Annotated in this window: 29 protein-coding genes; 4 read left to right on the forward strand and 25 right to left on the reverse strand. The window is 59.2% G+C overall.

Annotation, left to right across the window (positions count from 1 at the left end; translation table 11 throughout):
- Window positions 1–38 precede the first annotated feature (38 nt).
- The 9 genes from ccmI to ccmA form a co-directional block, all read right to left on the reverse strand.
- The gene (gene ccmI / locus GYN01_RS21085) at window positions 39–1,241 is read right to left on the reverse strand and encodes a c-type cytochrome biogenesis protein CcmI (protein ID WP_048402417.1); all 1,203 of its coding nucleotides are present in this window, start codon (window positions 1,239–1,241) and stop codon (window positions 39–41) included.
- On the reverse strand, window positions 1,234–1,707 hold the full coding sequence (locus GYN01_RS21090) for a cytochrome c-type biogenesis protein (protein ID WP_048366278.1): 474 nt from the start codon (window positions 1,705–1,707) through the stop codon (window positions 1,234–1,236). The genes ccmI and GYN01_RS21090 overlap by 8 nt, the downstream gene beginning before the upstream one ends.
- Window positions 1,704–2,240: a DsbE family thiol:disulfide interchange protein gene (locus GYN01_RS21095; protein WP_048366277.1), complete on the reverse strand. Its 537-nt coding sequence runs from the start codon at window positions 2,238–2,240 to the stop codon at window positions 1,704–1,706. Before GYN01_RS21095 ends, GYN01_RS21090 begins: the two co-directional genes overlap by 4 nt.
- Window positions 2,237–4,225: a heme lyase CcmF/NrfE family subunit gene (locus GYN01_RS21100; protein ID WP_048402416.1), complete on the reverse strand. Its 1,989-nt coding sequence runs from the start codon at window positions 4,223–4,225 to the stop codon at window positions 2,237–2,239. The genes GYN01_RS21095 and GYN01_RS21100 overlap by 4 nt, the downstream gene beginning before the upstream one ends.
- Window positions 4,225–4,698, reverse strand: coding sequence for a cytochrome c maturation protein CcmE (gene ccmE, locus GYN01_RS21105; protein WP_048366275.1), 474 nt, complete (start codon window positions 4,696–4,698; stop codon window positions 4,225–4,227). The genes GYN01_RS21100 and ccmE overlap by 1 nt, the downstream gene beginning before the upstream one ends.
- Window positions 4,695–4,871 (reverse strand): heme exporter protein CcmD, encoded by a 177-nt coding sequence (ccmD, locus tag GYN01_RS21110; protein WP_048366274.1) that lies wholly within the window; start codon window positions 4,869–4,871, stop codon window positions 4,695–4,697. Before ccmD ends, ccmE begins: the two co-directional genes overlap by 4 nt.
- Window positions 4,868–5,626, reverse strand: coding sequence for a heme ABC transporter permease CcmC (locus GYN01_RS21115; protein WP_203307742.1), 759 nt, complete (start codon window positions 5,624–5,626; stop codon window positions 4,868–4,870). Before GYN01_RS21115 ends, ccmD begins: the two co-directional genes overlap by 4 nt.
- An 85-nt stretch (window positions 5,627–5,711) precedes the next feature.
- Complete coding sequence (ccmB, locus tag GYN01_RS21120; protein ID WP_048366272.1) at window positions 5,712–6,380, reverse strand: heme exporter protein CcmB; 669 nt, start codon at window positions 6,378–6,380, stop codon at window positions 5,712–5,714.
- Window positions 6,377–7,012: a cytochrome c biogenesis heme-transporting ATPase CcmA gene (gene ccmA, locus GYN01_RS21125; protein ID WP_048402443.1), complete on the reverse strand. Its 636-nt coding sequence runs from the start codon at window positions 7,010–7,012 to the stop codon at window positions 6,377–6,379. Before ccmA ends, ccmB begins: the two co-directional genes overlap by 4 nt.
- Window positions 7,013–7,203: 191 nt before the next feature.
- Between ccmA and fliK the strand changes: the two genes are divergently transcribed.
- Window positions 7,204–8,775 carry a flagellar hook-length control protein FliK gene (gene fliK / locus GYN01_RS21130; protein WP_048402414.1) on the forward strand — a complete coding sequence of 524 codons (1,572 nt, stop codon included), beginning with the start codon at window positions 7,204–7,206 and terminating at the stop codon, window positions 8,773–8,775.
- A complete protein-coding gene (locus GYN01_RS21135; protein WP_048366270.1) occupies window positions 8,772–9,092 on the forward strand; it encodes an EscU/YscU/HrcU family type III secretion system export apparatus switch protein in 321 nt (106 codons plus the stop codon). The genes fliK and GYN01_RS21135 overlap by 4 nt, the downstream gene beginning before the upstream one ends.
- 14 nt (window positions 9,093–9,106) lie before the next feature.
- Here GYN01_RS21135 and GYN01_RS21140 read toward each other — a convergent pair whose 3' ends face one another.
- Window positions 9,107–9,409 (reverse strand): hypothetical protein, encoded by a 303-nt coding sequence (locus GYN01_RS21140; RefSeq protein ID WP_048402413.1) that lies wholly within the window; start codon window positions 9,407–9,409, stop codon window positions 9,107–9,109.
- 396 nt (window positions 9,410–9,805) lie between these two features.
- On the opposite strand from GYN01_RS21140, the gene GYN01_RS21145 reads away from it, so the two are divergent.
- Both GYN01_RS21145 and GYN01_RS21150 read left to right on the forward strand, forming a co-directional pair.
- Window positions 9,806–11,155: an FAD-dependent monooxygenase gene (locus tag GYN01_RS21145; RefSeq protein ID WP_203307743.1), complete on the forward strand. Its 1,350-nt coding sequence runs from the start codon at window positions 9,806–9,808 to the stop codon at window positions 11,153–11,155.
- The gene (locus GYN01_RS21150) at window positions 11,152–11,415 is read left to right on the forward strand and encodes an NUDIX hydrolase (RefSeq protein ID WP_053221376.1); all 264 of its coding nucleotides are present in this window, start codon (window positions 11,152–11,154) and stop codon (window positions 11,413–11,415) included. Before GYN01_RS21145 ends, GYN01_RS21150 begins: the two co-directional genes overlap by 4 nt.
- 87 nt (window positions 11,416–11,502) lie before the next feature.
- Here GYN01_RS21150 and GYN01_RS21155 read toward each other — a convergent pair whose 3' ends face one another.
- The 15 genes from GYN01_RS21155 to GYN01_RS21225 form a co-directional block, all read right to left on the reverse strand.
- Entirely contained in the window at window positions 11,503–11,895 is a 393-nt protein-coding gene (locus GYN01_RS21155; protein WP_048402412.1) for a DUF2802 domain-containing protein, read from the reverse strand.
- A complete protein-coding gene (locus GYN01_RS21160) occupies window positions 11,896–12,375 on the reverse strand; it encodes a chemotaxis protein CheW (protein ID WP_048402411.1) in 480 nt (159 codons plus the stop codon).
- Between the two features lie 84 nt (window positions 12,376–12,459).
- Window positions 12,460–13,311, reverse strand: a complete 852-nt coding sequence (locus tag GYN01_RS21165; protein WP_048402410.1) for a CheW domain-containing protein — start codon at window positions 13,309–13,311, stop codon at window positions 12,460–12,462.
- 84 nt (window positions 13,312–13,395) lie between these two features.
- The gene (locus tag GYN01_RS21170) at window positions 13,396–14,184 is read right to left on the reverse strand and encodes a ParA family protein (RefSeq protein ID WP_048366265.1); all 789 of its coding nucleotides are present in this window, start codon (window positions 14,182–14,184) and stop codon (window positions 13,396–13,398) included.
- Between the two features lie 51 nt (window positions 14,185–14,235).
- Window positions 14,236–15,126, reverse strand: a complete 891-nt coding sequence (motD, locus tag GYN01_RS21175; protein ID WP_048366264.1) for a flagellar motor protein MotD — start codon at window positions 15,124–15,126, stop codon at window positions 14,236–14,238.
- 15 nt (window positions 15,127–15,141) lie between these two features.
- Entirely contained in the window at window positions 15,142–15,882 is a 741-nt protein-coding gene (locus GYN01_RS21180) for a flagellar motor protein (protein WP_048366263.1), read from the reverse strand.
- Complete coding sequence (locus GYN01_RS21185) at window positions 15,882–17,021, reverse strand: protein-glutamate methylesterase/protein-glutamine glutaminase (RefSeq protein ID WP_048366262.1); 1,140 nt, start codon at window positions 17,019–17,021, stop codon at window positions 15,882–15,884. Before GYN01_RS21185 ends, GYN01_RS21180 begins: the two co-directional genes overlap by 1 nt.
- 49 nt (window positions 17,022–17,070) lie before the next feature.
- Window positions 17,071–19,230, reverse strand: coding sequence for a chemotaxis protein CheA (locus tag GYN01_RS21190; protein WP_203307744.1), 2,160 nt, complete (start codon window positions 19,228–19,230; stop codon window positions 17,071–17,073).
- A gap of 11 nt (window positions 19,231–19,241) precedes the next feature.
- Window positions 19,242–20,030, reverse strand: a complete 789-nt coding sequence (locus GYN01_RS21195) for a protein phosphatase CheZ (RefSeq protein ID WP_048366260.1) — start codon at window positions 20,028–20,030, stop codon at window positions 19,242–19,244.
- Between the two features lie 21 nt (window positions 20,031–20,051).
- Complete coding sequence (locus GYN01_RS21200) at window positions 20,052–20,426, reverse strand: chemotaxis response regulator CheY (RefSeq protein WP_162207815.1); 375 nt, start codon at window positions 20,424–20,426, stop codon at window positions 20,052–20,054.
- Between the two features lie 204 nt (window positions 20,427–20,630).
- The gene (gene fliA, locus GYN01_RS21205; RefSeq protein WP_048366258.1) at window positions 20,631–21,371 is read right to left on the reverse strand and encodes an RNA polymerase sigma factor FliA; all 741 of its coding nucleotides are present in this window, start codon (window positions 21,369–21,371) and stop codon (window positions 20,631–20,633) included.
- The gene (fleN, locus tag GYN01_RS21210) at window positions 21,368–22,201 is read right to left on the reverse strand and encodes a flagellar synthesis regulator FleN (RefSeq protein ID WP_048366257.1); all 834 of its coding nucleotides are present in this window, start codon (window positions 22,199–22,201) and stop codon (window positions 21,368–21,370) included. The genes fliA and fleN overlap by 4 nt, the downstream gene beginning before the upstream one ends.
- Window positions 22,202–22,321: 120 nt before the next feature.
- Window positions 22,322–23,635 carry a flagellar biosynthesis GTPase FlhF gene (flhF, locus tag GYN01_RS21215; protein WP_203307745.1) on the reverse strand — a complete coding sequence of 438 codons (1,314 nt, stop codon included), beginning with the start codon at window positions 23,633–23,635 and terminating at the stop codon, window positions 22,322–22,324.
- A 10-nt stretch (window positions 23,636–23,645) separates the two neighbouring features.
- Complete coding sequence (gene flhA / locus GYN01_RS21220; protein ID WP_048366317.1) at window positions 23,646–25,775, reverse strand: flagellar biosynthesis protein FlhA; 2,130 nt, start codon at window positions 25,773–25,775, stop codon at window positions 23,646–23,648.
- 162 nt (window positions 25,776–25,937) lie between these two features.
- Window positions 25,938–26,507: a hypothetical protein gene (locus GYN01_RS21225; protein ID WP_203307746.1), complete on the reverse strand. Its 570-nt coding sequence runs from the start codon at window positions 26,505–26,507 to the stop codon at window positions 25,938–25,940.
- Window positions 26,508–26,556: the final 49 nt, after the last annotated feature.

The raw sequence follows: 26,556 nt of genomic DNA on the forward strand, positions 1-26,556 counted from the left end.
CACGTTTGCTCGCGCCTGTACGGGACAGTATTGACCGGTTATTTATCCGGGCTGTCGATGGTCAGCTGTTGCAGCGCTGTGGTGCTGCTGGACAGCGGTTTGCTGCGCCCTGCCCATTCGCCAGCAGTCGGCTGGCCAGCACGGGAGATGCGTGCAACCAGTTGGACTTCAGGAAAGTTCGACAGTTTCAATTGCGGCATCATCGCATCGCTGTCCGCCAGTTCAACCGTAATGGGCAAGTCGGCCACGGTTACGCGCTTAACCGCCAACGGCGCCGGTGGCCCGGTCACGGCACGGGCGAAAATGAACACGCTGTCGGTCGGCAATACACTGGCTTTCACCGCGTCCGCCAGATCGACGCTGACCTTGATCGATGCCTGAGCCTTGGCCACAGGCGCAGCCTCAACCTGGGCCCCATTGGCCTGCAATTGCTCACGGGCTTTTTCGATGCCGCCTTCGAGCGCTGCGCGAGACGCGTCGCCTTCAGGCAGTTCGTTCATCAGCCGCTGCCAGTAGCCAATGGCTTGCTGATAACGCTTGGCCTCGAACGCTGCGATGCCCAAAAGGCCCAGACTGGTGACTTCTTTAGGGTCGGCCTTGAGCGCTTCATCGGTCAGCGCTTGCGTGGTGGCGCTCCACTGTTTGTTGTCCGCAAAATACTGCGCCTGCGCCCATTGGCCCAGCAACTCGGGTTGACGACCGGCCAGCGCAACGGTTTTTTCGAACACCTTGGCCGCGTCTGCCGGACGGTTTTGCGCCATGTAAGCGCGACCCAGGAAGTACAAACCTTCAGCCGAGTCAGGCTGTGCGGCGGCCGCACGCTCCAGCCGCGCGACCATTTCTTCAAGCGATTGCGGCGGCTGAGAGAATTCGCGGGTCAGCTCAACCTTGTCGCTCGCACCGTAGTGCAAGTAAAGCCCCAGGCCCAACACCGGCACCATGACGGCAGCCAGCAACGGCACGGCTTTACCGAGGCTGGACACCCGCGCCGGGGCGGCGCCTTCGGTGTCGGCCAACAGTTCGCGCGCGGCTTCCGCACGCCCGGTTTCAAGTTGGGCGTCGGTCAATACACCGTCTTCACGCTGAGCCAACAGCTCAGCCACGCGCTCCTGATACAGGGCCACGTTCAGTGCGGTGCGGTCTTCCTCACGCTGGGCGCGACGGGCGCGCAACACCGGGATCAAGATAAAGCTGAGGGCGATCAGTAGCAGCAAACCGGCTGCAAGCCAGAAATCAATCATCTTTGGTTTTATCCAGCAAAGTGTCGAGGCGCTGACGCTCCTCGGCAGAAAGGGTGTCTACCTGTGTGGCGCGTTGGCTGCGACGACGGCCCACGATCACGCCAATCACTACCAGACCACCAACGAGCAAGCCCAGCGGGCCGAACCACAAAATCGCGGTTTTGCCGGTCAGCGCCGGTTTGTAACGCACGAAGTCACCGTAACGGTCGACCATAAAGTCGATGATCTGCTGGTTGTCCTTGCCCTCACCCAGCATGCGAAAGATCTCGCGGCGCAGGTCAGTAGCAATCGGCGCGTTGGAGTCGGCAATGTCCTGGTTCTGACATTTTGGACACCGCAGCTCTTTGGTCAGATCACGAAAACGGTCACGCTCGGCGTCATTTTTAAACTCGTACGTGTCGATGGCAGCATGGGCCACGCCCGTGAGGGTCAGGCCAAAGGCGATCGCGGTTAACCAGCGCCTCATGGTTTGGCCTCGTCAACCAGCGCCTGGTACTTGCCCGCCAGTTGCTCACGCCACACGGTTTCATCGATCACGCCCACGAACTTGTGACGAATCACGCCCTGGCTGTCGATGATGAACGTTTCAGGGGCACCGTATACGCCCAGGTTCAAGCCCAGCGAGCCGTCCGCATCGTCGATGTCCAACTGATACGGGTTGTGAAAATCCTTGAGCCATTTTTTCGCGTCGCCGTTGTCGTCTTTGTAATTGACGCCGTAGATCACCACGCCCTGCTCGGCCAGTTTGGTCAGCACCGGGTGCTCGACCCGGCACGAAATGCACCAGGTCGCCCACACGTTGACCAAAGCTGGCTTGCCCTTGAGGTCGGCCTCGGTCAGGGTCTTGTCACCCTCCACCGACGGCAGGCTAAAGGCCGGGAATGGTTTATCGATCATGGCCGACGGCAGTTCGGTCGGGTCCAGGTACAAGCCCTTGTAAAGAAACCACGCCATGCCCAAAAACACCGCCAGTGGAATCAGCATCAACCAACGTCTCATGCCGCAGCTCCTGTCATGCCCAGCGCGTCACGCACACGGGTTTTTACTTTGACCCGGTAACGACGGTCCATCGCGGCCAGTAACCCGCCAAAGCCCGTCAGCAACCCACCAAACCAGATCCAGCGCACAAACGGCTTAACGTGCACACGAACCGCCCAGGCACCCTCGCCCAACGGTTCGCCGAGCGCCACATACAGGTCGCGGGTGAAACCGGCATCGATGCCCGCTTCCGTCATCATCGAACTCTGCACCGTGTACAGGCGTTTTTCAGGGTGCAGCACGCTGACTTCCTTGCCATTGCGCACCACGCGCACGGTGCCTTTGTCTGACGTAAAGTTCGGGCCCTGGTAGTGCTTGGCCCCCTCAAAGATGAAGTGATAACCGCCCAGCTCCATCGACTCGCCCGGTGCCAGGCGCAGGTCGCGCTCGGCACTGTTCTGACTCGACAACACCACGCCTACCGCGCACACCGCTATGCCCAGGTGGGCAATTTGCATGCCCCAGTAGCTGCGGGTCAGGCTGCGCAGGCCTTTGACCAGACCTTTGTGACGGGTTTTGTCGCCGATATCGCGCACCCCGGCCAGCAGCACCCAGGCGGCCAGCATAAAGGTGGTCAAGACCGCCCAGTTAAAGTCGCCGTAAGCCACGCCAGCAATCGCCGACAACGCGGCACTGCCCAACAACACCGGGGTGAGCATGCCCAACAGCCATTTAACCGGGGTGTCTTTCCAGCGCACCAGCACACCCACCGCCATCACCACCATCAGCAACGCCATCAGCGGGATAAACAGCGCGTTGAAGTACGGCGGGCCCACCGACATTTTGGCGCCACTGATGGCGTCCAGAATCAGCGGGTACAACGTGCCCAGCAGAATCATCGAAGCGGCGACCACCAGAATCAGGTTGTTGCCCAGCAGCAAGGTTTCACGCGACCACAGGTTGAATCCGACGTGGCTTTTCACCACCGGGGCGCGCAATGCAAACAGCGTCAGCGAACCGCCCACCACAAACAGCAGGAAAATCAGGATGAACACGCCGCGCTCAGGGTCAGAGGCAAACGCGTGCACTGAGGTCAATACGCCCGAACGCACCAGGAAGGTGCCCAGCAGGCTCAACGAAAACGCAGCAATGGCCAGCAATACGGTCCAGCTTTTGAATACACCGCGTTTTTCTGTCACCGCCAACGAGTGAATCAGCGCCGTGCCCACCAGCCAAGGCATGAAGGACGCGTTTTCAACCGGGTCCCAGAACCACCAGCCGCCCCAGCCAAGCTCGTAATAGGCCCACCACGAGCCCAGCGTGATGCCGATACCGAGGAAGGCCCAGGCCACGATGGTCCACGGACGCGACCAGCGCGCCCACGCGGCATCAAGACGCCCGCCGAGCAAGGCGGCAATGGCAAACGCAAACGCCACCGAGAAACCCACATAACCCATGTACAGCATCGGCGGGTGAACGATCAGGCCGATGTCTTGCAACAGCGGATTAAGGTCGTTGCCATTGGCCGGAATCTGCGGCAATAGCCGCGCAAAGGGGTTGGACGTCAAAATCAGGAACAGCAGGAAGCCGACGCTGATCATGCCCATGATCGACAGCACCCGCGCCAGCATCACCTGCGGTAATTGGCGCGAGAAGATCGACACGGCGAAGGTCCAACCGCCCAGAATCATGGCCCACAACAGCAGCGAGCCTTCGTGGGCACCCCACACCGCGCTGAATTTGTAGTACCACGGCAGCGCACTGTTGGAGTTACTGGCCACATAGGCCACCGAGAAGTCATCGGCCATGAACGACCAGGTCAGGCAACCGAACGCAAACAGCAGAAAGGCGAACTGGCCCCAGGCGGCCGGTTGCGCCAGGCTCATCCATAATTTGTCCCCACGCCAGGCCCCGAGCAACGGCACGATGGCCTGCACAATGGCAATGCACAGCGCCAGAATCATGGCCAATTGGCCCAACTCCGGGATAAACAATCCAAACGTCATCACTTAACCTCTTTGGCCGGTGCAGGATTACCCGGTGCAGGCGCGGATTGGCCGCTCTCTTTCAACGCCTTGGTGACTTCAGGCGGCATGTATTTTTCGTCGTGCTTGGCCAGCACTTCGTCCGCCACTACCACGCCCTGGGCGTTGAGCTTGCCCAGCGCAACGATCCCCTGCCCTTCGCGGAACAGGTCCGGCAGAATGCCGCGGTATTGAATGGTGACGGCTTTATTGAAATCGGTGACCACAAACTCAACGTCCAGCGAGTCGCCGCTGCGCTTGAGCGAGCCGTCTTGCACCATGCCACCGGCACGAATGCGCGTGTCGACCGGCGCTTCGCCGTTGGCGATCTGGGTCGGGGTGTAAAACAGGTTGATGTTCTGCTGCAAGGCGCTCAAGGCCAATGCCACGGCAGCCCCGGCACCGACCAGAATCGCCAGGATGATGATCAAACGTTTTTTACGCAGCGGATTCACTTCGTGTTCTCCCGGCGCAAACGACGCGCCTCTTGTTGCAGATAACGCCGACGCGCCAGGACCGGCAGCGCCACGTTCAACGCCAGGACCGCCAGGCAAATGCCATAAGAGGTCCAGACATACACCGCGTGATGGCCCATGGCGATAAAGTCGCCAAAAGAAGCAAAACTCATCGCGCACCCTCCAGTGCTTTGAGCACTTCAGCTTTGACCCAACTGCTGCGGGCCTCGCGTTTTAACACCTCAAGCCGCATGCGCAGCAGCAGCACGGCGCCAAAAAAGCAATAAAACCCCGCCACCGTGAGCAGCAGCGGCAGCCACATTTCCATTGGCATGGCCGGTTTTTCAGTCAGGGTGAACGTTGCCCCTTGGTGCAGGGTGTTCCACCACTCCACCGAGTATTTGATGATCGGGATATTGATCACACCGACAATCGCCAGCACGGCGCAAGCCTTGGCCGCGCTGTCACGGTTGGTAATGGCATTGCCCAACGCGATCAGGCCGAAATACAGAAACAGCAGAATCAGCATCGAGGTCAGGCGCGCATCCCACACCCACCACGAACCCCAGGTCGGTTTGCCCCAGACGGCGCCAGTGACCAGCGCCACGGCGGTCATCCACGCGCCAATCGGTGCGGCGGCTTGCAGTGCCACGTCGGCGATTTTCATCTTCCACACCAGCCCTACGACGCCGCAGACCGCCAGCATCACGTAGCAGGACTGCGCCAGCATCGCGGCAGGCACATGGATATAAATGATCCGAAAACTGTTGCCCTGCTGGTAGTCCGGTGGCGCAAACGCCAGGCCCCAGACCACCCCGCTGACAATCAGCAAGACGGCGGCAATGCTCAACCACGGCAGCAGGCGGCCACTGATGGCATAGAACCATTTGGGCGAGCCGAGTTTGTGAAACCAAGTCCAGTTCATCACGCTGTTTCCATCACGGTGCCGGTCACGACAGGGTGAGTGTCATGCCAGCCAGGGTCTTTACTGGCCAATGAATGGCCAGACCTCATTATTCGCCGACGCTGATTTTCAGGCCGGCGGCTATAGCAAACGGTGTAAGGGTTACTGCCAGGGCGGTCAGGCTACCCAGCCACAGCAAATAACCCGTCGCGGGCATCCCCATAAGCGCCGCCTGCAAGGCACCACTGCCCAGGATCAGCACCGGGATGTAGAGGGGCAGAATCAACAAGGCGAGCAACAGGCCGCCGCGCTTGAGACCCACCGTCAAGGCAGCCCCCACGGCACCGAGCAAGCTCAGTACCGGCGTGCCAAGCAGCAACGACATCAGCAACACCGGCAGACACGCCACCGGTAGCCCCAGCATTAATGCCAGCAACGGTGACAGAATCACCAGCGCCAGCCCGGAAAACGCCCAGTGTGCCAGCACTTTGGCCAACACCAGTAGAGCAAGGGGGTGCGACGAAAGGACCCACTGCTCCAGCGATCCGTCCTCGAAATCACTGCGGAAAAGCCCGTCCAGCGAGAGCAAAACCGATAAAAGGGCGGCCACCCACAGCAGCCCCGGAGACAAGGTTTGCAACAATTGAGTTTCAGGACCGACCGCCAGCGGGAACATTGCAATCACGATCGCGAAGAACACCAGCGGGTTGGCCAACTCGGCCGGACGACGAAACAATAAACGCGCCTCACGCGCCAGCAACACGGCAAACACACTCATACAGCCCAACGCCCCAAATCAATATCGCGATAACCGCCAGGCACGCGGGTCAAGGTGTGATGCGTGGTGAGCACCACCATGCCGCCCTGTTCGCAATGACGGGCCAGGTGCTCTTCCAGTTGCGCAACGCCTTGTTTATCGAGCGCGGTAAAGGGCTCGTCAAGAATCCACAGCGCCGGGCTGTCCAGATACAGGCGAGCCAGGGCCACACGTCGCTGCTGCCCCGCCGACAAGGTGTGACACGGCACGTCTTCAAAACCTTTGAGACCCACGGCTGCCAGCGCGGCCCAAATGGCCTCGCGCGACGCCGCACGATGCAACGCACACAGCCAACTGAGGTTTTCTTCGGCGCTGAGCAGGTCTTTGATGCCCGCCGCATGCCCGATCCACAACAGCGTGTTGGCCAGCTCAGTGCGCTGTTGGCTTAAAGGCTCGCCATTTAGGCGTATTTCACCCGCCGTCGGCTGCATCAGGCCCGCCAACAAACGCAGCAGGCTGGTTTTGCCGCTGCCGTTGGGGCCGCTGATTTGCAGCATGTCACCGCTGGTCAGGCGCAATTCGAGGTTTTCGAACAACATCCGCCAGTCACGCTCACAGGCGAGCGCTACGGCTTCTAGAAGAGGGCTGGTCACGTAATTGAGGCCTTCACGGTTCAAGTCGGCGCGGGCGTGGCCGTTAAAGTGATGCAGGATAAATGCATTTGCGGCCTGATTCAGCGAGCTGGATCAAACATTCGTAATGTTTTGCTGCCCTCTGAACGACGGGGCGGCATTATACATGCCATGTCCTACTCTAAAGAGGGCAATTTCGACAGGTTGTAACGATGAAAGGCGACATGAATATTCCCCCGCTCCTGCCAACGGCACCAAACGGTGCACGCTCCGGCGTGGTCGGGGGTGAGCTGCTCAAGTTATTACAACCCCTCGACGGCTTGATCAGCCCCGGCCAAAGTGCCAAGGCTGAAGTGCTGTCGCTCAAGCAAGACGACCAGGCGTTTCAATTGCTGCTCAAGCTGACCCTGGCGGGCGGGCGCCAAACCAACGTGCAAGCCAACAGCAATTTCCCGCTGCCGCTGGGTACGCAACTGGCCGTGACCCAGCCCAGCGCCGGCAACCTGGCCATCAGCGTGCAGCAGGCGTTGAGCAGCAGTGTCGCCACGCTCACCCGCCTCGACACCCAGCAGTTGCCCTTGGGCACCCTGTTGCAAGGCAAGGTGCTAACGACCCAGGTGTTGCCACAACCTGCGGGGCAACCGGCGGTGTATCGCTCGCTGGTCACCCTGCTCAATACCGCTCTGAGTGGCAGCACCCTGGCGCTCGACAGCCCACAACCCTTGCGTCTGGGCAGCCTGCTGACGGCACAAGTGCAAGGTGCGCAAAGCCTCAACTTCGTGCCCCTGAGCGGGCGGCAGGATCAACTGGCTATCGCGCAACAATTGGTCACACAACAAAGCCGCCAAGGCTCGCTGGAAGGGCTGTTAAACGCCCTGCAAAACCTGCCGTCTAGCACCCGCATGCCTGCCGAGTTGCGCGCATCAATCGATTCGCTATTGGCAGGTTTGCCTACCCCCGCCCAACTGGGCACCCCAAAAGGGTTGAGCGACGCCCTGCTCAATAGCGGCGCGTTTCTGGAGGCCAAACTGCTGGGCGGTCAACCGCAAGCGTTGGCGCCAGACATGAAGGCCACTTTATTGCGATTGATTGCGCACATTTTGCCCGGCGTACCCGCCAATACCAGCCTCAACCCTGGCGCTGCCGCCAGTGCTCAGGCGCAAGCCATGCCCACGTTCGTGCGCAACGCGCTGGGCATGCTGGGGCAAGTCAGCGCCAAACCGCAGCCAACGGGCTTCCCGTTGCCCACGCGCACCCCGCACAACGGCGAAGGTGAAGACAGCCTGCAAAGCCTGCTCAAGCTCGCCGCCGCCGCTATCTCGCGCTTACAGAGCCATCAATTGTCCAGCCTTGAGCAAAGCGGGCGCACCCCCGACGGCGGGCTGTTGACCACCTGGCAGCTGGAAATCCCGATGCGTAACGCCCACGACATCGTCCCGCTGCAAGTGAAGTTCCAACGCGAAGACCCGCCCGAAAAAGACCCTGAAGACAAGCGCGAAACCCGCGAAGTCAAAGACCCACTCTGGCGCGTGGAGCTGGCCTTCGACCTCTCGCCTCTGGGGCCGCTGCACGTGCAGGCGCAATTGCTGCGCGGCAACCTGTCGGGCCAGCTCTGGGCCCGACACGCCTTCACCGCCGAACTGATCGCAAGCCAACTGGTTCACCTGCGCCAGCGTCTGAAAGACGCCGGGCTGAGTGTGACCGATCTCGATTGCCACCAGGGCACACCGCCGCAAGGTGGCCATAGCCCACTGGAACAACGCTGGGTCGACGAAACCGCATGAAAACGCCCACTCCCCCGCCGCGCCAGGCGATTGCCCTCAAATATGACGGCCAACAGGCTCCCACCCTCACGGCCAAAGGCGACGATGAATTGGCCGAAGCCATTCTCAAACTCGCCCGCGAGTACGACGTGCCGATCTATGAAAACGCCGAGTTGGTGAAACTGTTAGCGCGCATGGAACTGGGTGACAGCATCCCCCAGGAGCTTTACCGAACGCTGGCCGAGATCATTGCTTTTGCCTGGCAGTTGAAGGGCAAATTCCCGGCGGGATTTGATCCGGATGCGCAGCCGGTAGAGCGGGATGTAACGCCGCGATAATTAACGTCACAGGGTCAGAACGAGCCTTCGGCATTCGGGTCAATCGTGTGCGTCAGGTTAATGCCTTCAGACCATATAGACTGTTCAGCCTCCAGCGTCAGTAGATAACTGAGTTCGAAGGTGGGCGTGTATTGAAACCAGCGGGGCAAGAATGACAAATGGATCACACTGCCTGGCGCCTCATCTGTAATCGTTATTGCCAAGCCTGGCTCGCCCACCATCAGTCTACGGTCCCAACACAACCGGTAGCTGTTGCCGGGGCTTACATCCACCCCGAGCACAATCTCAACGTCAATGGCTTGCGTCACCGGGCGCATAGGTATGACACCTTGAGCATCGGCATCGGGAACTATCGGTGCAAGGGGAACCGCCGCTGGCCCAACCATCATTGAACTCCCATCATGAGTGATGCGCGCAGTTCTAATAAACCGCAGCATTCAACATTCAAAAGAACACGTTATAAAGCGCCCTCTTTTCAGGGCATCGACTCAAATGACGCGTCATGCCGAACTCTGACTATCAATTATTCACTGGCCCCTGAACGACCCTGTTAAAAGCCGCCTCGCGCTGATTATTATCCCGCCCCACACTTTGCACTACTGTCACTTCTGACAGTGGCGTGCCTGGGTGGCGCCCGTTACAGTCGGGCCATTATTTGCACAGGCAGGCTTGAACATGGGGCTCACCTTGCCCCTATTAAGGGAAAAAACCCAGTGAAAAAAGCCGTGGTGATTGGCGGCAGCCTGTCAGGCTGCCTCGTGGCACAAGTGCTGTCAGCACACTTCAGCGAGGTGGTGATCCTGGAAAAGGATCAATTTGACGCCACGACGGCGCCCCGAAAAGGCGTCCCTCAAGAGCACCATCTGCATCTGGTGCTTAAACAGGGCATGGACATCATTGAAAGCATCTTCCCCGGCATTACACATGCGCTGAATGCTGAGGGCGGCGTACCGCTCAATCTGGGCCGCGATCTACGCTGGTTTCAGGGCGGCGAATGGAAAGTCCCTTACCTCAGCGGGCTTTCATCGATGGTGTTCAGTCGCTCACTGCTGGACAAAACCTTGCGCCAGCGCATCCTCAGTAACCCGCGCGTCACCGTCAGCCGCCATACCAGGGTTAGCGGCTTGATCTGCAATGGCACCCGGGTTGAAGGGGTCACGCTCAGTCGAGAGGGGGTTGATGAAACACTGCGCTGCGAATTAGTGGTGGATTGCAGCGGCTTTGGCACTAAAACACCGCAGTGGCTAAAGGCCAATGGCTTGGGTGACGTGCAAATCAGCACCCTTAAAAAACACACCCACTATTCATCGCAGCTGTACCGCAGCACAGGCGCCGTGGACAGAAAAGCGGTCATGATCTGGGACCAGGGCAGTAACAAATATGATGTGGGGCTGATGTTTCCGATTGAAAAGAACACATGGCTCATTTCAGCCGCTGGCTGCTTTGAGTCCAATCCCACACATGATGTGACCGCCTACAAGGCCTTTATCAGCGCACTCACGCAGCCCGATATCAGTGACTTCATCGCGCAAGCCGTTCCGGTGTCTGAACTCTCAAGTTTTAAATTTGGGGGCAGCACCTGGCGCCACTATGAAAAAATGAGCCACTTCCCGGACGGGTTATTGGTGGTGGGGGCCGCCTTTTGCAACCTCAATCCATTCTTCGCCCAAGGCCTGACGATGTGCGCCAGCCACGTCAAGGTTTTACGTGAACACCTCACTCAAGGGCTGCCCGCACGGACGCTGCAAAAAAAACTGGCGCGTGTCTCGCGCATGCCTTGGGACATGGCTGAAATTGAAGACCTTCGTCACTCACGCGTCGAAGGCAAGCGCACTCTTTTCAAGCGATTCATGATGGCCTATGTCGGCATGTTCTACACACTCTCTAACCACAACACGTTCGCCAGGGAACTTCAGCTCAAGGTCATGCATCAAGTCGCATCGCCCTATGCACTCTTTCACCCGTCTATAGTCATGCGCATAGCGGGCATGGCCTGCTCGTCTGCCTGGCGGGCCAAATCATCCGTGCGAAGGGCGTCCTCCCATGACACTCCCCCCTATTGACCTATCACGCACGCGTGTCCAACGAGTTGATCGAGCATGAATTCGATTACGTCTATGTGGGGCGATATGAGGCTGAGCCGCGACCTGACCCCAACGAGGCGTGCGCCTGGAAATGGATAGACCTAGAAACCCTGAACGCTCAACTGGCCAATCAACCCGAGCTATTTACGGTCTGGTTTAAACAGATCATTCAACAACCGGGCGCGCAACTGCACGCCTTGAAAGAGCGTGCAGCCAGCGCACCAACTGCTGCCGGCTAAAACCACACGCAACAAAAAGGGCCGCTGCAACACAGGTTGCAGTGGCCCTTTTCACGTGATCCGTTTACGCAATTACCGGCTAAAAACTCAGCCTTTGTGCATCTTGCTCATCAACTCGGCCTCAGCCTGGGTCAGGCCACAGGACTCGGTCAATTCGTCGATGCTGGCACCCATGCCAACCAGGCGCGCAGCCTGGGAGAACGACAGGCTGGTCGGGTCGCGCTGTTCCAATTGCGTGAGTTTTTCAGGCAGCGGCGCCACCACCGCGCGCAACTCGTGCAGGTCTTCACCCATTTGCACGTTGCCGTTCTGGTAGGTGTCCAACCGTCGACCCAGCTCTTTGATGCGCTGATCGCGCAGCGCATCGCCCGCTGCCTGCTGCGCCGCAATCAAGCGCTGGCTGCGTACGTAGGACACGAACATCCACACCGTCAGCACCCAGAGCAGGCCCAGGACTATTACCGCCACCTCAAGCATCAATCAGATGTTCTCCAGATCCGACCATTCTTCTTCGCTCATCATTTTGTCCAGCTCAACCAGAATCAGCAGCTCGTCGTTCTTATTGCACACGCCCTGGATAAACTTGGCGGATTCTTCGTTGCCTACATTCGGCGCGGTTTCGATCTCGGACTGACGCAGATAAACCACTTCCGCCACGCTGTCGACCAAAATGCCAACCACCTGTTTGTCGGCTTCGATAATCACGATGCGACTGTTGTCTGTGATGTCAGCGTTCATCAAGCCAAAGCGCTGACGGGTATCGATCACCGTTACCACGTTGCCACGCAGGTTGATGATGCCCAGCACGTAGGAAGGCGCACCCGGAACCGGAGCGATTTCGGTGTAGCGCAGCACTTCCTGTACCTGCATCACGTTGATGCCGTAAGACTCGTTGTCCAGCTTGAAGGTGACCCATTGCAGGATCGGATCTTCGGAACCCTTTGCACTTGACTGATTCATACCCCAAACCCCTGACTAAATACCGCTAAAACGGTGTGTGTGCTGTCTGACCGCGCCATTGGCCCGGCCGTTTGTTTTGTCTGTTTACGCCTGCGGCGCGGGTACGGCTTTGGCCATATGCTTGACCGCGCCGCTGGCGATCAATTCGGCCAGCTCCGCCACGTCCAGCAGCGCGCACATGTGTTCAATCACCGTGCCCGCCAACCAGGGACGCTGCCCACGCTGGGTGCGCCATTTGATTTCGTTGGGGTCCAGGCGCAGCGAACGGCTGACTTGATGCACTGCCAGGCCCCATTCATAGCCCTGAACCGAAATAACGTATTGCAGCCCTTCGCGAAAGTCATCGCGGTAACGGTCGGGCATGACCCAGCGTGCGGTGTCGAGCACCTTGAGGTTGCCACTCTGGCTCGGCAAGATCCCCAAGAACCATTCCGGCTGACCGAACAGCGGCGTCAGCTCACGCCCGGCCAGCGAATAAATCGACCCCAAACACACCAGCGGCACGGCCAGCGTCAGGCCCGCCACGTCGAACAACAAGCATTCGAACGGTTCGGCTGCCCACGCCGGGCGACCATCACTGAGGGCAGGCAAACGCCCACCGGGCGCCGTCGGCAAATGCACATCGACCAATGGCCGGGCCAATGCTTGCTCGACCTGCCCCCCCTCAGGCCACTCAACCGCCAGCGCTGCCGGGGCACGAATGGGCACCACCACTGCGGGTGCGGGTGCAGGCACCACCGCGTCACGCACCTGCTCTTCCAGCACCGCCGCCGCGAAATCGTCCAGCCCGACGGTTTCAACCTCTGGCATGACCAACGGCATGACCGGTTCAGGCTCAGCCGCCAATAGCTCCTCAGTGGCCTCTTGCAACAGGCCGTCGAGGTAGGACTGCAACGCCAATTGCGGGCGCGTCGGTATCAATACAGGTTGCTTCATAGAGTGGCCCACGCCCAGCCTTCACACCCGAGACCTGTAGAGGTTATCGGCCGCACAACTTTGATACTTGAATGCACACCCACTTCACGCCACCTGCGGTGCAAGTTGGCGGCTCAGCAAATGCTTGAGCAAGGCGCGATACGCCACCACACCACGGCTTTTAGGGTCGAACTGCGACGGCGCAAGACCGGCGCGACTGGCGTCACGCAAACGTGTATCGACCGGGATATAACCCTGCCAAATCGTTTCGGGATACAGGTCACGCAACACCCGCAAGGTGCTCATGGACGCTTGGGTACGCCGGTCAAACAAGGTCGGCACGATGCTGTACGGCAACTCCTGTTTGCGCGAGCGGTTGATCATCGCCAGGGTGTTGACCATGCGCTCCAGCCCCTTGACCGCCAAGTGCTCGGTTTGCACCGGGATCACCAACTGCTGGCTCGCCGCCAAGGCATTGACCATCAACACGCCCAGCAGCGGTGGGCTGTCGATGATCGCGTAATCGTAGTCTTGCCACAGTTGCGCCAGCGCACGGGCAATCACCAGCCCCAGGCCACTCTGCCCCGGCGACTGGCGCTCAAGGGTGGCCAACGCCGTGCTCGAAGGCAGCAACGAGATGCGCTCGTTACTGGTGGCCAGCAACAATTGGGCGGGCATGCCTTCTGGCACCTGGCCCTTGTGCAAGAACAAGTCGTAGTTGCTGTGCTCAAGCGTATCGGGGTCGTAACCAAAGTAACTGGTCATGGAGCCGTGGGGGTCCAGATCGACCACAACCACGCGCTTGCCCGCCTCGGCCAGCAAACCGGCCAGAGCGATGGAGGTGGTGGTCTTACCGACACCACCTTTTTGATTGGCTACTGCCCAGACTCTCATTAGCGTGTTCCTCCCGGCGGCATGACCGCTTGGCCGAGAATTGACATTCAGTTATAGGGCCGGCGACGGAGAATTGACGGCATTCGCCCGAACCGGCGGCTTTGTCACCGGCGGTGCAGTTTGTGTGCCAGCTCGCTTCAACGCCGCATCCGGGGTGGCATGCGCAGAGCCGGTGCCGGTCAGACTGCGGCGCACATCGAGGTTGCGCGACACCACCAACACCACGCGCCGGTTCAGCGCCCGGCCTTCTGGCGTGGTGTTATTGGCCACCGGCTGAAACTCGCCGTAACCGACCGACGCCATGCGCGCCGGGTTAACCCCTTGCATGGCCAGCATGCGCACGATGCTCGACGAGCGCGCCGAAGACAGCTCCCAGTTAGTGGGGTACTGCGCCGTGCGAATCGGCAAATCATCGGTGAAACCTTCAACGTGAATCGGGTTGTCGAACGGCTTAAGGATGGTCGCCACTTTGTCGATGATGTTGAAGGCCACGTCACTGGGCATCGCGTCACCACTGCCAAACAACAAACTGGAATTGAGTTCGATCTCAACCCACAACTCGTTGCCACGCACCGTCAACTGATTGGACGCAATCAAATCGCCAAACGCGTGGGTGATGTCATCGGCGATGGTTTTCAGCGGGTCGCGGGTGATTTGACCAATGCCTGCGTCGGTCTGGTCGCTGTCTTTGACCAGCGGCTCGGCAGGCTTGGTGGTCAACGGCCGCTCATCACCGACCGGAATCGGCTTCATGGTGCGTTCAGCGTCGTTGAACACCCCCACCAGCGCCTGGGAGATGACCTTGTATTTGCCTTCGTTGATCGAAGAGATCGAGTACATGACCACGAAAAACGCAAACAGCAAGGTGATGAAGTCCGCGTAGGACACCAGCCAGCGTTCGTGATTGACGTGTTCTTCAGGCTGCCGACGGCGACGGGACATAGCGCAAACTCTCCATTAATCCATGAAGCCCTGAAGCTTCAACTCAATGGAGCGCGGGTTCTCGCCCTCGGCAATCGACAATATGCCTTCGAGCAACATTTCGCGGTAACGCGACTGGCGCATGGCAATCGACTTCAGCTTGCTGGCGATCGGCAACAGAATCAGGTTGGCACTGGCCACGCCATAAATGGTGGCGACGAACGCCACGGCAATGCCGCTGCCCAACTGGCTGGGGTCGGCCAGGTTACCCATCACGTGGATCAAGCCCATCACCGCGCCGATGATGCCAATGGTCGGCGCGTAGCCACCCATGCTTTCAAACACCTTGGCGGCTTCGATGTCGCGGCTTTCCTGAGTCATGAAATCGACTTCAAGAATGCTGCGGATCGCCTCCGGCTCCGCGCCGTCGACCAGCAATTGCAAGCCTTTGCGTGAGTAGTCGTCAGGTTCGGCGTCGGCGACGCCTTCCAGGCCGAGCAAGCCTTCCTTGCGCGCCGTCAGACTCCAGTTGACTACGCGGTCAACGCCGCCAGCCAGGTCGATATGGGGCGGAAAGAAAATCCAGATCACGGTTTGCATGGCGCGTTTGAAGGCGCTCATGGGCGACTGCAACAACGCGGCACCCACGGTGCCGCCGATCACGATTAACGCGGCCGGACCATTGGCCAACGCGCCAAGGTGGCCACCTTCGAGGTAGTTACCGCCGATGATGGCCACAAAGGCCATGATGATGCCGATCAGGCTCAGTACATCCATCAGTGACACGCCTCGACCAAGTGCTTGCCGATGTCATCCAGGCTGTACACCGCGTCCGCCAGGTTGGCTTTGACGATCGCCATTGGCATGCCGTAAATCACACAACTGGCTTCGTCTTGCGCCCAGACACTGCTGCCACCCTGCTTGAGCAGACGCGCGCCTTCGCGGCCGTCTGCGCCCATGCCGGTCAACACCACTGCCAACACTTTGTCGCCGTAAGACTTGGCCGCAGAACCGAAGGTGATATCCACACACGGCTTGTAGTTCAAACGCTCGTCGCCCGGCAGAATTCTCACCGTGCCACGGCCGTCGATCATCATTTGCTTGCCACCCGGCGCCAGCAGGGCCAGGCCCGGACGCAGAATGTCGCCGTCTTCAGCTTCTTTGACGCTGATGCGGCACAGCTTGTCCAACCGCTCGGCAAACGCCTTGGTAAAGGCCGCTGGCATGTGCTGAACCAGCACGATAGGCGCCGGGAAGTTGCCCGGCAGTTGCGTCAACACGCGCTGCAAGGCTACCGGGCCACCGGTTGATGTCCCAATCGCCACCAGCTTGTAGGCCTTACGTTTTGGCGCCGGTGAAGACGGCGCGGCCGCAGGCGCACTGCGACTGGCAATCGGCGTGGTGCGTGCCGGGGTTGGCGCAGGCGCCGTGGCGACAGGTGCAAAACCGCTGACCGCGGGCCGCGAGGGCGCCACTGAAGGTTGCGCCGAGGGCTGCGGTGCGCTGGAAAAACGGCGGTTGCTGCGCGAAATGGTGTGCACCTTCTCGCACAGCAACTGTTTGACCTTATCGGGGTTGCGCGAAATGTCTTCGAAGTTTTTCGGCAAAAAGTCCACGGCCCCTGCGTCCAGTGCATCCAGCGTGACGCGGGCACCTTCGTGGGTCAGTGAAGAAAACATCAACACCGGGGTCGGACACTTCTGCATGATGTGACGCACGGCAGTGATGCCGTCCATCATCGGCATTTCGTAGTCCATGGTGATCACATCGGGCTTGAGCGCCAGCGCCTGATCAATCGCCTCTTTGCCATTGGTGGCAGTGCCGATCACCTGGATCGTCGGATCAGCCGACAGAATTTCCGAGACGCGGCGGCGGAAAAAACCCGAATCATCCACCACCAGGACCTTGACTACCATAAACACTCCGTTAGGCGGCGCGAGACGCTAGCGCCCCGCTCCACCAGATTCAAATACGCCGTGCGGCGTAGCGTTTGAGCATGCTCGGCACATCCAGAATCAAGGCAATACGGCCATCACCGGTAATGGTGGCACCCGACATGCCAGGCGTGCCCTGGAGCATTTTGCCCAACGGTTTGATGACCACTTCTTCCTGACCGACCAACTGATCGACCACAAAGCCGATGCGCTGGGTGCCCACCGAAAGAATCACCACATGCCCTTCGCGCTGCTCTTCATGGGCGGCCGAGGCCACCAACCAGCGCTTGAGGTAGAACAACGGCAGCGCTTTATCGCGCACGATCACCACTTCCTGCCCGTCAACCACATTGGTGCGTGACAGGTCGAGGTGGAAAATCTCGTTGACGCTGACCAACGGGAACGCGAAGGCTTGATTGCCCAGCATCACCATCAGGGTCGGCATGATTGCCAGCGTCAGCGGTACTTTGATCACGATCTTCGAGCCTTGGCCCAAGGTCGAGTAAATGTTCAGCGAGCCATTGAGCTGGGCGATTTTGGTTTTCACCACGTCCATGCCCACGCCTCGGCCCGACACATCGGAAATCTCGGTTTTGGTCGAGAACCCCGGCGCGAAAATCAGGTTGTAGCAGTCGGACTCGCTCAAACGGTCAGCGGCGTCCTTGTCCATCAAGCCTTTTTTCACGGCGATGGCGCGCAACACGTTCGCGTCCATCCCTTTGCCGTCATCGGAGATGGACAGCAAAATGTGGTCGCCTTCCTGCTCGGCAGACAGGATCACCTTGCCGCAACGGGCCTTGCCAGCCGCTTCGCGTTCTTCAGGGGTTTCGCAGCCATGATCGACCGCGTTACGCACCAAGTGGACCAGCGGATCGGCCAGGGCCTCGACCAGGTTTTTGTCCAGGTCGGTTTCTTCGCCCACCAGCTCCAGGTTGATTTCTTTTTTCAGCTGACGCGCCAAGTCACGTACCAGTCGCGGGAAGCGACCGAAGACTTTTTTGATCGGCTGCATCCGGGTCTTCATCACCGCGGTTTGCAGGTCAGCGGTCACCACATCAAGGTTGGACACAGCCTTGGACATGGCTTCGTCATTGCTGTTGAGGCCCAGGCGCACCAAACGGTTACGCACCAGCACCAACTCGCCGACCATGTTCATGATGTCGTCCAGGCGCGCGGTATCGACCCGCACCGTGGTTTCAGCTTCAGAGGCCGCCGGTTTGTCCGGGTGCGCAGCCTGGGCACGCGCAGGTGCCACAGGGCGTGCGGGTTCAGGCTTTTTGGCTACCGCAGCTGCCGGGGCCGGGGCCGGTTTAGCCGCAACGGCTGGCGTCGCCACTTCAGAGAACTGGCCCTTGCCGTGCAACTCATCGAGCAGTGATTCGAACTCGTGATCGGTGATGTGATCCGGGCTGGCGGGTTTGGCCGCAGCGTCAGGCTCGGCGGCAGGCGCCTCTAGTGCTTGGGCACTGAACGATCCCTTGCCGTGCAACTGATCGAGCAACGCTTCAAATTCGTCATCAGTGATTTCATTGCTGGCCGGCGCCGCAGCAGCAGGCTCTGCGGCGGGCGCAGACGCAACGGCGTCGGGCGCAAAGCTGCCTTTGCCATGCAACTGATCGAGCAACGATTCGAACTCGGCATCGCTGATGTCTTCGCTGGCGGCGGGTGCATCGGCCGCGGCCTTGCCCGCATTGAGCGAGTCCAGCAACAGCTCGAATTCGTTATCCGTGATATCACCACCGTCGGCGGTCACAGCGGCTTGCACCACCGGCTCAGGTTCAGGCGCGGCGACCACGGCAGCGGCAGGTTCAGCCAGACGGGCCAATGCCGCCAGCAACTCAGGCGTGGCGGCGGTGACCGGTGCACGTTCGCGCACTTCGCTGAACATGCCGTTGACCGCGTCGAGCGCTTCCAGGATCACGTCCATCAGCTCCGAGTCGACGTGACGTTCACCCTTACGCAGGATGTCGAACACATTCTCGGCGATGTGACAGCACTCCACCAGCTCGTTGAGCTGGAGGAAGCCGGCGCCCCCTTTTACAGTGTGAAAACCGCGAAAAATTGCATTGAGCAGGTCCGCATCATCCGGTCGGCTTTCCAGCTCAACCAATTGTTCGGATAACTGCTCTAGAATTTCGCCGGCTTCAACCAGGAAATCCTGAAGGATTTCTTCATCGGCGCCGAAGCTCATGTACGTGCTCCTTAAAATCCAAGACTTGAAAGCAAATCGTCTACATCGTCCTGACCGGACACGACGTCATCACGCTTATCGGCATGAATCTGCGGACCTTCACCCTGGGCCAGGTTTTTTTGCGGATTATTTTCTGCCCGCAGTGCTTCGCGGTCATGTTCGATCCCCGCAAAACGGTCAACCTGACTGGCCATCAGCACCAGTTTGAGCAGATTGCTTTCAACTTCTGTCACCAGCTGCGTGACCCGCTTGATCACCTGACCGGTGAGGTCCTGGTAATCCTGGGCCAGCAAAATGTCATTGAGGTTGGCGGCGACCCTATGGCTTTCTTCTTCGCTGCGCGTCAGAAAACCGTCAACCCGACGGGCCAGCTCACGAAACTCCTCAGCACCGATTTCGCGACGCATAAAGCGCCCCCAATCTGCGCTCAGGGCTTTGGCTTCTGCCCCCAGGCCATTGACCAGTGGCGTACTGTTTTCCACCAGGTCCATGGTGCGGTTGGCCGCAGCTTCCGTTAAGCGCACAACATACGACAAACGTTCGGTCGCATCCGTGATCTGCGACACTTCTTCGGCTTGTGGCATGTGCGGGTCGATATGGAAATTGACAATCGCACTGTGCAACTCACGCGTCAGCTTGCCGACTTCTCGATACAAGCCACGATCGCGGGTCTGGTTCAATTCGTGAATCAGTTGCACCGCATCGCCAAACTGACCTTTTTCAAGGCTGTCGACCAACTCGCGGGCATGTTTTTTCAGGGTCAATTCAAAATCGCCCTGTGTAGATTCTTTATGCTCCATAGCGCCCCCGTGACGACCCCATTAGTGGCCGATACGCTCAAAGATCTTTTCGATCTTCTCTTTGAGAGCCAACGCCGTGAACGGCTTAACGACGTAGCCGTTAACCCCCGCCTGGGCGGCTTCGATGATTTGCTCGCGCTTGGCTTCTGCGGTCACCATCAACACAGGCAGGCTTCTAAGCTTTTCGTCCGCGCGCACGTGGCGCAACAGGTCGATGCCAGTCATGCCCGGCATGTTCCAGTCAGTGACCAGAAAGTCGATGCTGCCGGTGTTCAGGATCGGAATCGCCGTGATGCCGTCATCGGCTTCCACGGTGTTAGTGAACCCTAAGTCACGCAGCAGGTTTTTAATGATCCGCCGCATCGTTGAAAAATCATCAACGATGAGGATTTTCATATTCTTGTCCAATTCGACCTCCAAGCAGTCTTAAAACGCGCTCAGCACCTGAACGCGCCATTCAATCAATTCGGTTTGTGTTACACGCCATGAACCTGTAGGAGCGAGCGTGCGCGCGATAAAAACGATGCGGTGTATCCCTCAACACCCATCGCCCGCATCACGCGCACGCTCGCTCCTACAGTAATTAAGCTGCTACAGAAATCAGCGCGCTCGCCACTCGGCCAGTCGCCCGCGTAACCGCGCGGCGCACTGGCTGTGCAACTGACTGACGCGCGACTCACTGACGCCCAGCACCTCACCGATTTCCTTGAGGTTGAGCTCTTCGTCGTAGTACAGCGCCAACACCAATCGCTCACGTTCGGGCAAGTTCGCAATCGCCTCGGCCAACGCGGCCTGAAAGCGCTCGTCTTCCAGGTCTCGCGATGGCTCAAGGTGCGCACTGGCGCCGTCCTCGTGCAGCCCTTCATGCTCGCCATCCTGTAACAGGTCGTCAAAGCTGAAGAGCCGGCTGCCCAAGGTGTCATTCAAAATGGCGTAATAATCATCCAGGCTTAAATTGAGTTCGGCCGCAACTTCGTGATCTTTAGCGTCACAACCGGTTTTTGCTTCAATTGCCCGAATGGCGTCGCTGACCATACGTGTGTTGCGGTGCACCGAGCGGGGAGCCCAGTCGCCTTTTCGCACTTCATCCAGCATCGCGCCACGGATACGAATACCCGCGTAGGTTTCGAAACTCGCCCCTTTGCTCGCATCGTATTTGGTCGAGACTTCAAGCAGGCCGATCATCCCGGCCTGGATCAAGTCTTCTACCTGCACGCTGGCGGGCAATCGCGCCAGCAGGTGATACGCGATGCGTTTAACCAAAGGCGCGTAACGTTCGATCAGCTCATATTGGCTGTCACGCGACGACTTGCTGTACATGCGATAGCCGCTGGCTGTCATTGGGCCGTTCCCGCACTGGTTTGCTGCACCAGGCGCTCAACAAAGAACTCCAGGTGCCCACGTGGATTAGCTGGCAAAGGCCAGGTGTCAACTTTTTGTGCAATGGCCTTGAACGCCAGTGCGCATTTTGAACGCGGGAAGGCTTCGTAAACGGCACGCTGTTTTTGCACCGCTTTGCGCACGCATTCGTCGTACGGCACAGCGCCTACGTATTGCAGGGCGACGTCCAAAAAGCGGTCCGTGACTTTGGTCAATTTGGCGAACAGGTTGCGCCCCTCTTGCGGGCTTTGGGCCATGTTGGCCAGCACCCGGAAACGGTTCATGCCGTAATCACGGTTCAGCAGTTTGATCAGCGCGTAGGCGTCGGTGATCGAGGTGGGTTCGTCGCACACCACCAGCAGCACTTCCTGGGCGGCGCGCACAAAACTCACCACCGATTCGCCGATACCCGCGGCCGTGTCGATCACCAGCACATCAAGGTTGTCGCCAATTTCGCTGAACGCCTGAATCAGGCCCGCGTGTTGCGCCGCGCTCAGGTGAACCATGCTTTGAGTGCCCGAGGCCGCTGGCACGATTCGAATCCCGCCAGGGCCTTGCAGCAATACTTCGCGCAGCTCACACCGCCCCTCGACCACATCGGCCAGGGTGTATTTGGGCGTCAGGCCCAACAGAACGTCGACGTTCGCCAACCCCAGGTCAGCGTCCAGCAACATCACGCGCCTGCCCAACTCGGCAAGCGCCAGCGACAAGTTGACTGAAACGTTAGTTTTACCGACGCCACCCTTGCCGCCGGTCACTGCGATCACCTGTACGGGATGCATGCTGCCCATGATCTTTCTTTACCTTGTCTTACTTAGACGCGGCTACATACGCTGGCTGCGGGTTCCTCAACGGGAACAGGACTGTGCAGACCATCAATGTAGGTACATTGCAACGTAATCGTCACTACCTCAGCCAACCCGTTTGGAGGGGCTGTGGTAGATATCAGCGAACATATCGGCCATGGCCTCTTCGCTGGGTTCTTCCTGCATTTGTACACTGACCGCACGGCTCACCAATTGGTGACGACGCGGCAGATGGAGGTCATCGGGAATACGCGGACCGTCCGTGAGATAGGCCACTGGCAGCTCGTGACTGATGGCCAGACTCAATACTTCGCCAAGGCTTGCGGTTTCATCCAGTTTGGTCAGGATGCAACCGGCAAGCCCGCAACGTTTATAGCTGTGGTAAGCCGCCGTCAGCACTTGTTTCTGACTGGTGGTGGCCAAGACCAGGTAATTTTTGGCTTTGATGCCGCGCCCAGCCAGGCTTTCAAGTTGCAGGCGCAGGGCCGGATCGCTGGCTTGCAGGCCCGCCGTGTCAACCAGTACTACGCGTTTGCGCAACAGTGGCTCAAGGGTTTGGCCCAATGACTGACCCGGCGCTACATGCGTGACCGGCACATTGAGGATGCGGCCCAGGGTTTTGAGTTGCTCCTGAGCACCAATGCGAAAGCTGTCCATGCTCACCAGCGCAATGTTCTGCGCGCCGTACTTGAGCACGTAACGCGCGGCCAACTTGGCCAGCGTGGTGGTTTTACCCATGCCCGCCGGGCCGACCATCGCAATCACGCCGCCCTCTTCGAGCGGCTCGATTTCCGGGGTTGCGATCATGCGGGCCAGGTACGCCAACAACATGCGCCACGCCTGGCGCGGCTCTTCGATCTCGGCGACTTGCTCCAGCAAATCGCGCGACAGCGGACCCGACAAGCCAATGCGCTGCAAACGACGCCACAGGTTGGCTTGCGCCGGTTTGCTGCCTTGCAGCTGGTTCCATGCCAACGAGCCCAACTGCACTTCCAGCAGTTCGCGCAAACCATTGAGCTCAAAGCGCATGGTGTCGAAGGCACGCTGGTCCATGCTCGGCGCGGCGGGCGCAGCCGGACGTGGCGGTTCATCAAAGGTTGGCTCGATCAACGGCTCGGCGGCGGTCAGCGGCAACCCGGCAAACAACTGCCGGCTCACGTCAGTCTCGCCTTCACCGCGCAGGCTCAGTTCAGCCTGGGCCGAAACGATCCGCGACTGGGTCTTGCGCAGCTCTTCTTCAAGCTCAACGTTAGGCACACGCGGTGCCAGCGCGGACAACTTGTAGTCCAGCGCGGCGGTCAACTCAACACCACCGGCAATGCGGCGGTTACCAATAATGGCGGCATCAGCCCCCAGCTCATCACGAACCAGTTTCATGGCCTGACGCATATCGGCGGCGAAAAAACGCTTCACTTGCATAAACCAAACCTCAGCCGTTCGGGCCTACTGTCGCAACGATGGTGACTTGCTTGTTGTCAGGGATTTCCTGGTACGCCAGCACATGCAGGTTGGGCACGGCCAGGCGGCCGAACCGCGAAAGCATCGCGCGTATCGGACCGGCGACCAACAGGATCACCGGGTTGCCTTGCATCTCTTGGCGTTGGGCGGCATCGATCAAGGAACGCTGCAACTTTTCAGCCATGCTTGGCTCCAGCAGAACGCCCTCTTCCTGACCTTGTCCTGCCTTTTGCAGACTATTGAGCAATATCTGTTCCAACCTTGGCTCCAGCGTGATAACTGGCAGCTCAGACTCAACGCCTACAATGCTTTGGACGATGGCGCGGGACAAACCAACCCGCACGGCGGCCACCAAAGCGGCGGTATCTTGACTCTTGTGCGCATTGTTCGCGACGGCTTCGGCAATACTACGAATGTCGCGTACGGGCACCTGTTCAGCCAGCAGGGCCTGCAAGACCTTGAGCAGTTGCGACAGGGTCAACACACCCGGCACCAACTCTTCAGCCAGTTTTGGCGAGGCCTTGGCCAGCAACTGCATCAACTGCTGCACTTCTTCATGCCCGATCAGCTCATGGGAGTGCTTGTACAAAATTTGGTTCAGGTGCGTGGCGACCACGGTGCTGGCGTCCACCACGGTGTAGCCCAATGATTGCGCCTGACTGCGCTGGCTGACCTCGATCCACACCGCTTCCAGGCCAAAGGCCGGGTCTTTGGCGGTAATCCCGTTGAGGGTGCCGAACACCTGCCCCGGGTTGATCGCCAGCTCGCGGTCCGGGTAAATCTCGGCCTCGGCCAGAATCACTCCCATCAGGGTCAGGCGATAGGCGCTGGGCGCCAGATCGAGGTTGTCGCGAATGTGCACGGTGGGCATCAAAAAGCCCAAGTCCTGAGACAGCTTTTTACGCACGCCCTTGATCCGCGCCAGCAATTGCCCGCCTTGATTGCGGTCCACCAGCGGGATCAAGCGATAGCCCACTTCCAGGCCGATCATGTCGATGGGGGTCACGTCATCCCAACCCAGCTCTTTGGTGTCTTGTGCGCGGGCCGGTGAAGGCAGCAGCTCCTGTTGGCGCTGCACTTCTTGCAGGGCCTGGGTCTTGACCACGTTTTGCTTCTTCCACATTAAGTAGGCAGCGCCGCCCGCGACGGCGGCCAAACTCAGGAAGGCGAAGTGCGGCATGCCCGGCACGGCGCCCATCACCCCCATCAAACCGGCCGAGACTGCCAGCGCCTTGGGCGATGCAAACATCTGGCGGCTGATTTGCTTGCCCATCTCTTCGGAGCCAGAGGCACGGGTCACCATGATCGCGGCCGCGGTGGACAGCAGCAGGGAAGGCAATTGCGCCACCAAACCGTCACCGATCGTCAGCAAGGCATACACCTTGCCCGCTTCGCCGAACGTCATGCCGTGCTGGAACATGCCCACGGCCATGCCACCGATCAGGTTGATAAACAGAATCAACAGACCGGCGATGGCATCACCGCGTACAAATTTGCTGGCACCGTCCATCGAACCGTAGAACTCAGCCTCTTGGGCGACTTCCTGACGGCGCGACTTGGCCTGGTTCTGGTCGATCAAACCGGCGTTAAGGTCGGCGTCGATCGCCATCTGCTTGCCGGGCATGGCATCGAGGGTGAAACGTGCGCTCACCTCGGAGATACGCCCGGCCCCCTTGGTCACCACCACGAAGTTGATGATCATCAAAATCGCGAACACCACGATACCGACCACGTAGTTGCCGCCGATCACCACCTCACCGAACGCCTGAATCACCTTACCGGCGGCGCCGTGACCTTCTTGACCGTGAAGCATCACCACCCGCGTCGAAGCCACGTTGAGCGCCAGACGCATTAGCGTGGCGACCAGCAAAATGGTCGGGAACACCGCGAAATCCAGTGGGCGCAAGGCGTACACACAGACCAGCAACACCACAATCGACAGCGCAATATTGAAGGTAAAGAACACGTCCAGCAGGAACGCGGGGATCGGCAACATCATCATTGCCAGCATTACCAGCAACAACAGCGGCACACCCAACTGCCCCTGACCCAGACCGGCCAGACCGTTGCGTGCGGTGTTGATTAACTGAGAACGATCCAATGACATTGCAAGAAACCTTTAGCAAACTTTTGACGCCATATGCGCCGTGAAGCCTGCCTTTGCAAGAACCCTTCCAACTTTGGCAAATGGCCACATCAGATTCGAAAACCCACTCCCCAGCCCTCTGGGTGAGGGCTGGGGCGTTACGCAGGCCTAAACCGCTCAGTTCCAGCGCCACTCACCCAAATCAATCACCAGGCAGGCGCTGCTGCTAACGCCAAACACCACATCGATCTTGCGATTAGGCTCATAACCCTTCGAACCTCGACCCCCAATCAAAATATCGCCGCAACGCCCGTCTTGCGTATGCGGTCGATCTTTCCACACCGGCACACTCTCAAGCTTCAATTGACGCACCAGATTGCACAGAATGAAGCTGCGCGCGCACATCCCGTTAATGCCTTCGAAACTCAACGACTTACGCAGAAAGCTCAACAGGGTCTCGCGCTCTTTTTCACAGCGCTCCAGCACAGCGGCGTAGTAGTCTTCGCGCCCGTACCCTTGCGGCACCGTGGGCAATGAAATAACCGCCAGCAAATTTTTACCTTCGGTACTAAAACCCACCACATGCTGATCGGGCGCTTGATCCAGCCAGAAAATCGCAAAGGTGGCATCCAGCACAGGAAATGACGGAAACAAGCCCTCCAGCTCAGCCATAGCCAACCCGTGAGACCCGCTTAACGCATAGGTTTTGACTGAACCGTCAGGGATGAGGGTCAACTCGATAGGCATCGTGCATCTCCATTGCAAACGACGAAACGCCAGGGTGCGCTCAAGGTTC

Source organism: Pseudomonas weihenstephanensis, from assembly GCF_016812185.1.
Taxonomy (GTDB): domain Bacteria; phylum Pseudomonadota; class Gammaproteobacteria; order Pseudomonadales; family Pseudomonadaceae; genus Aquipseudomonas; species Aquipseudomonas weihenstephanensis.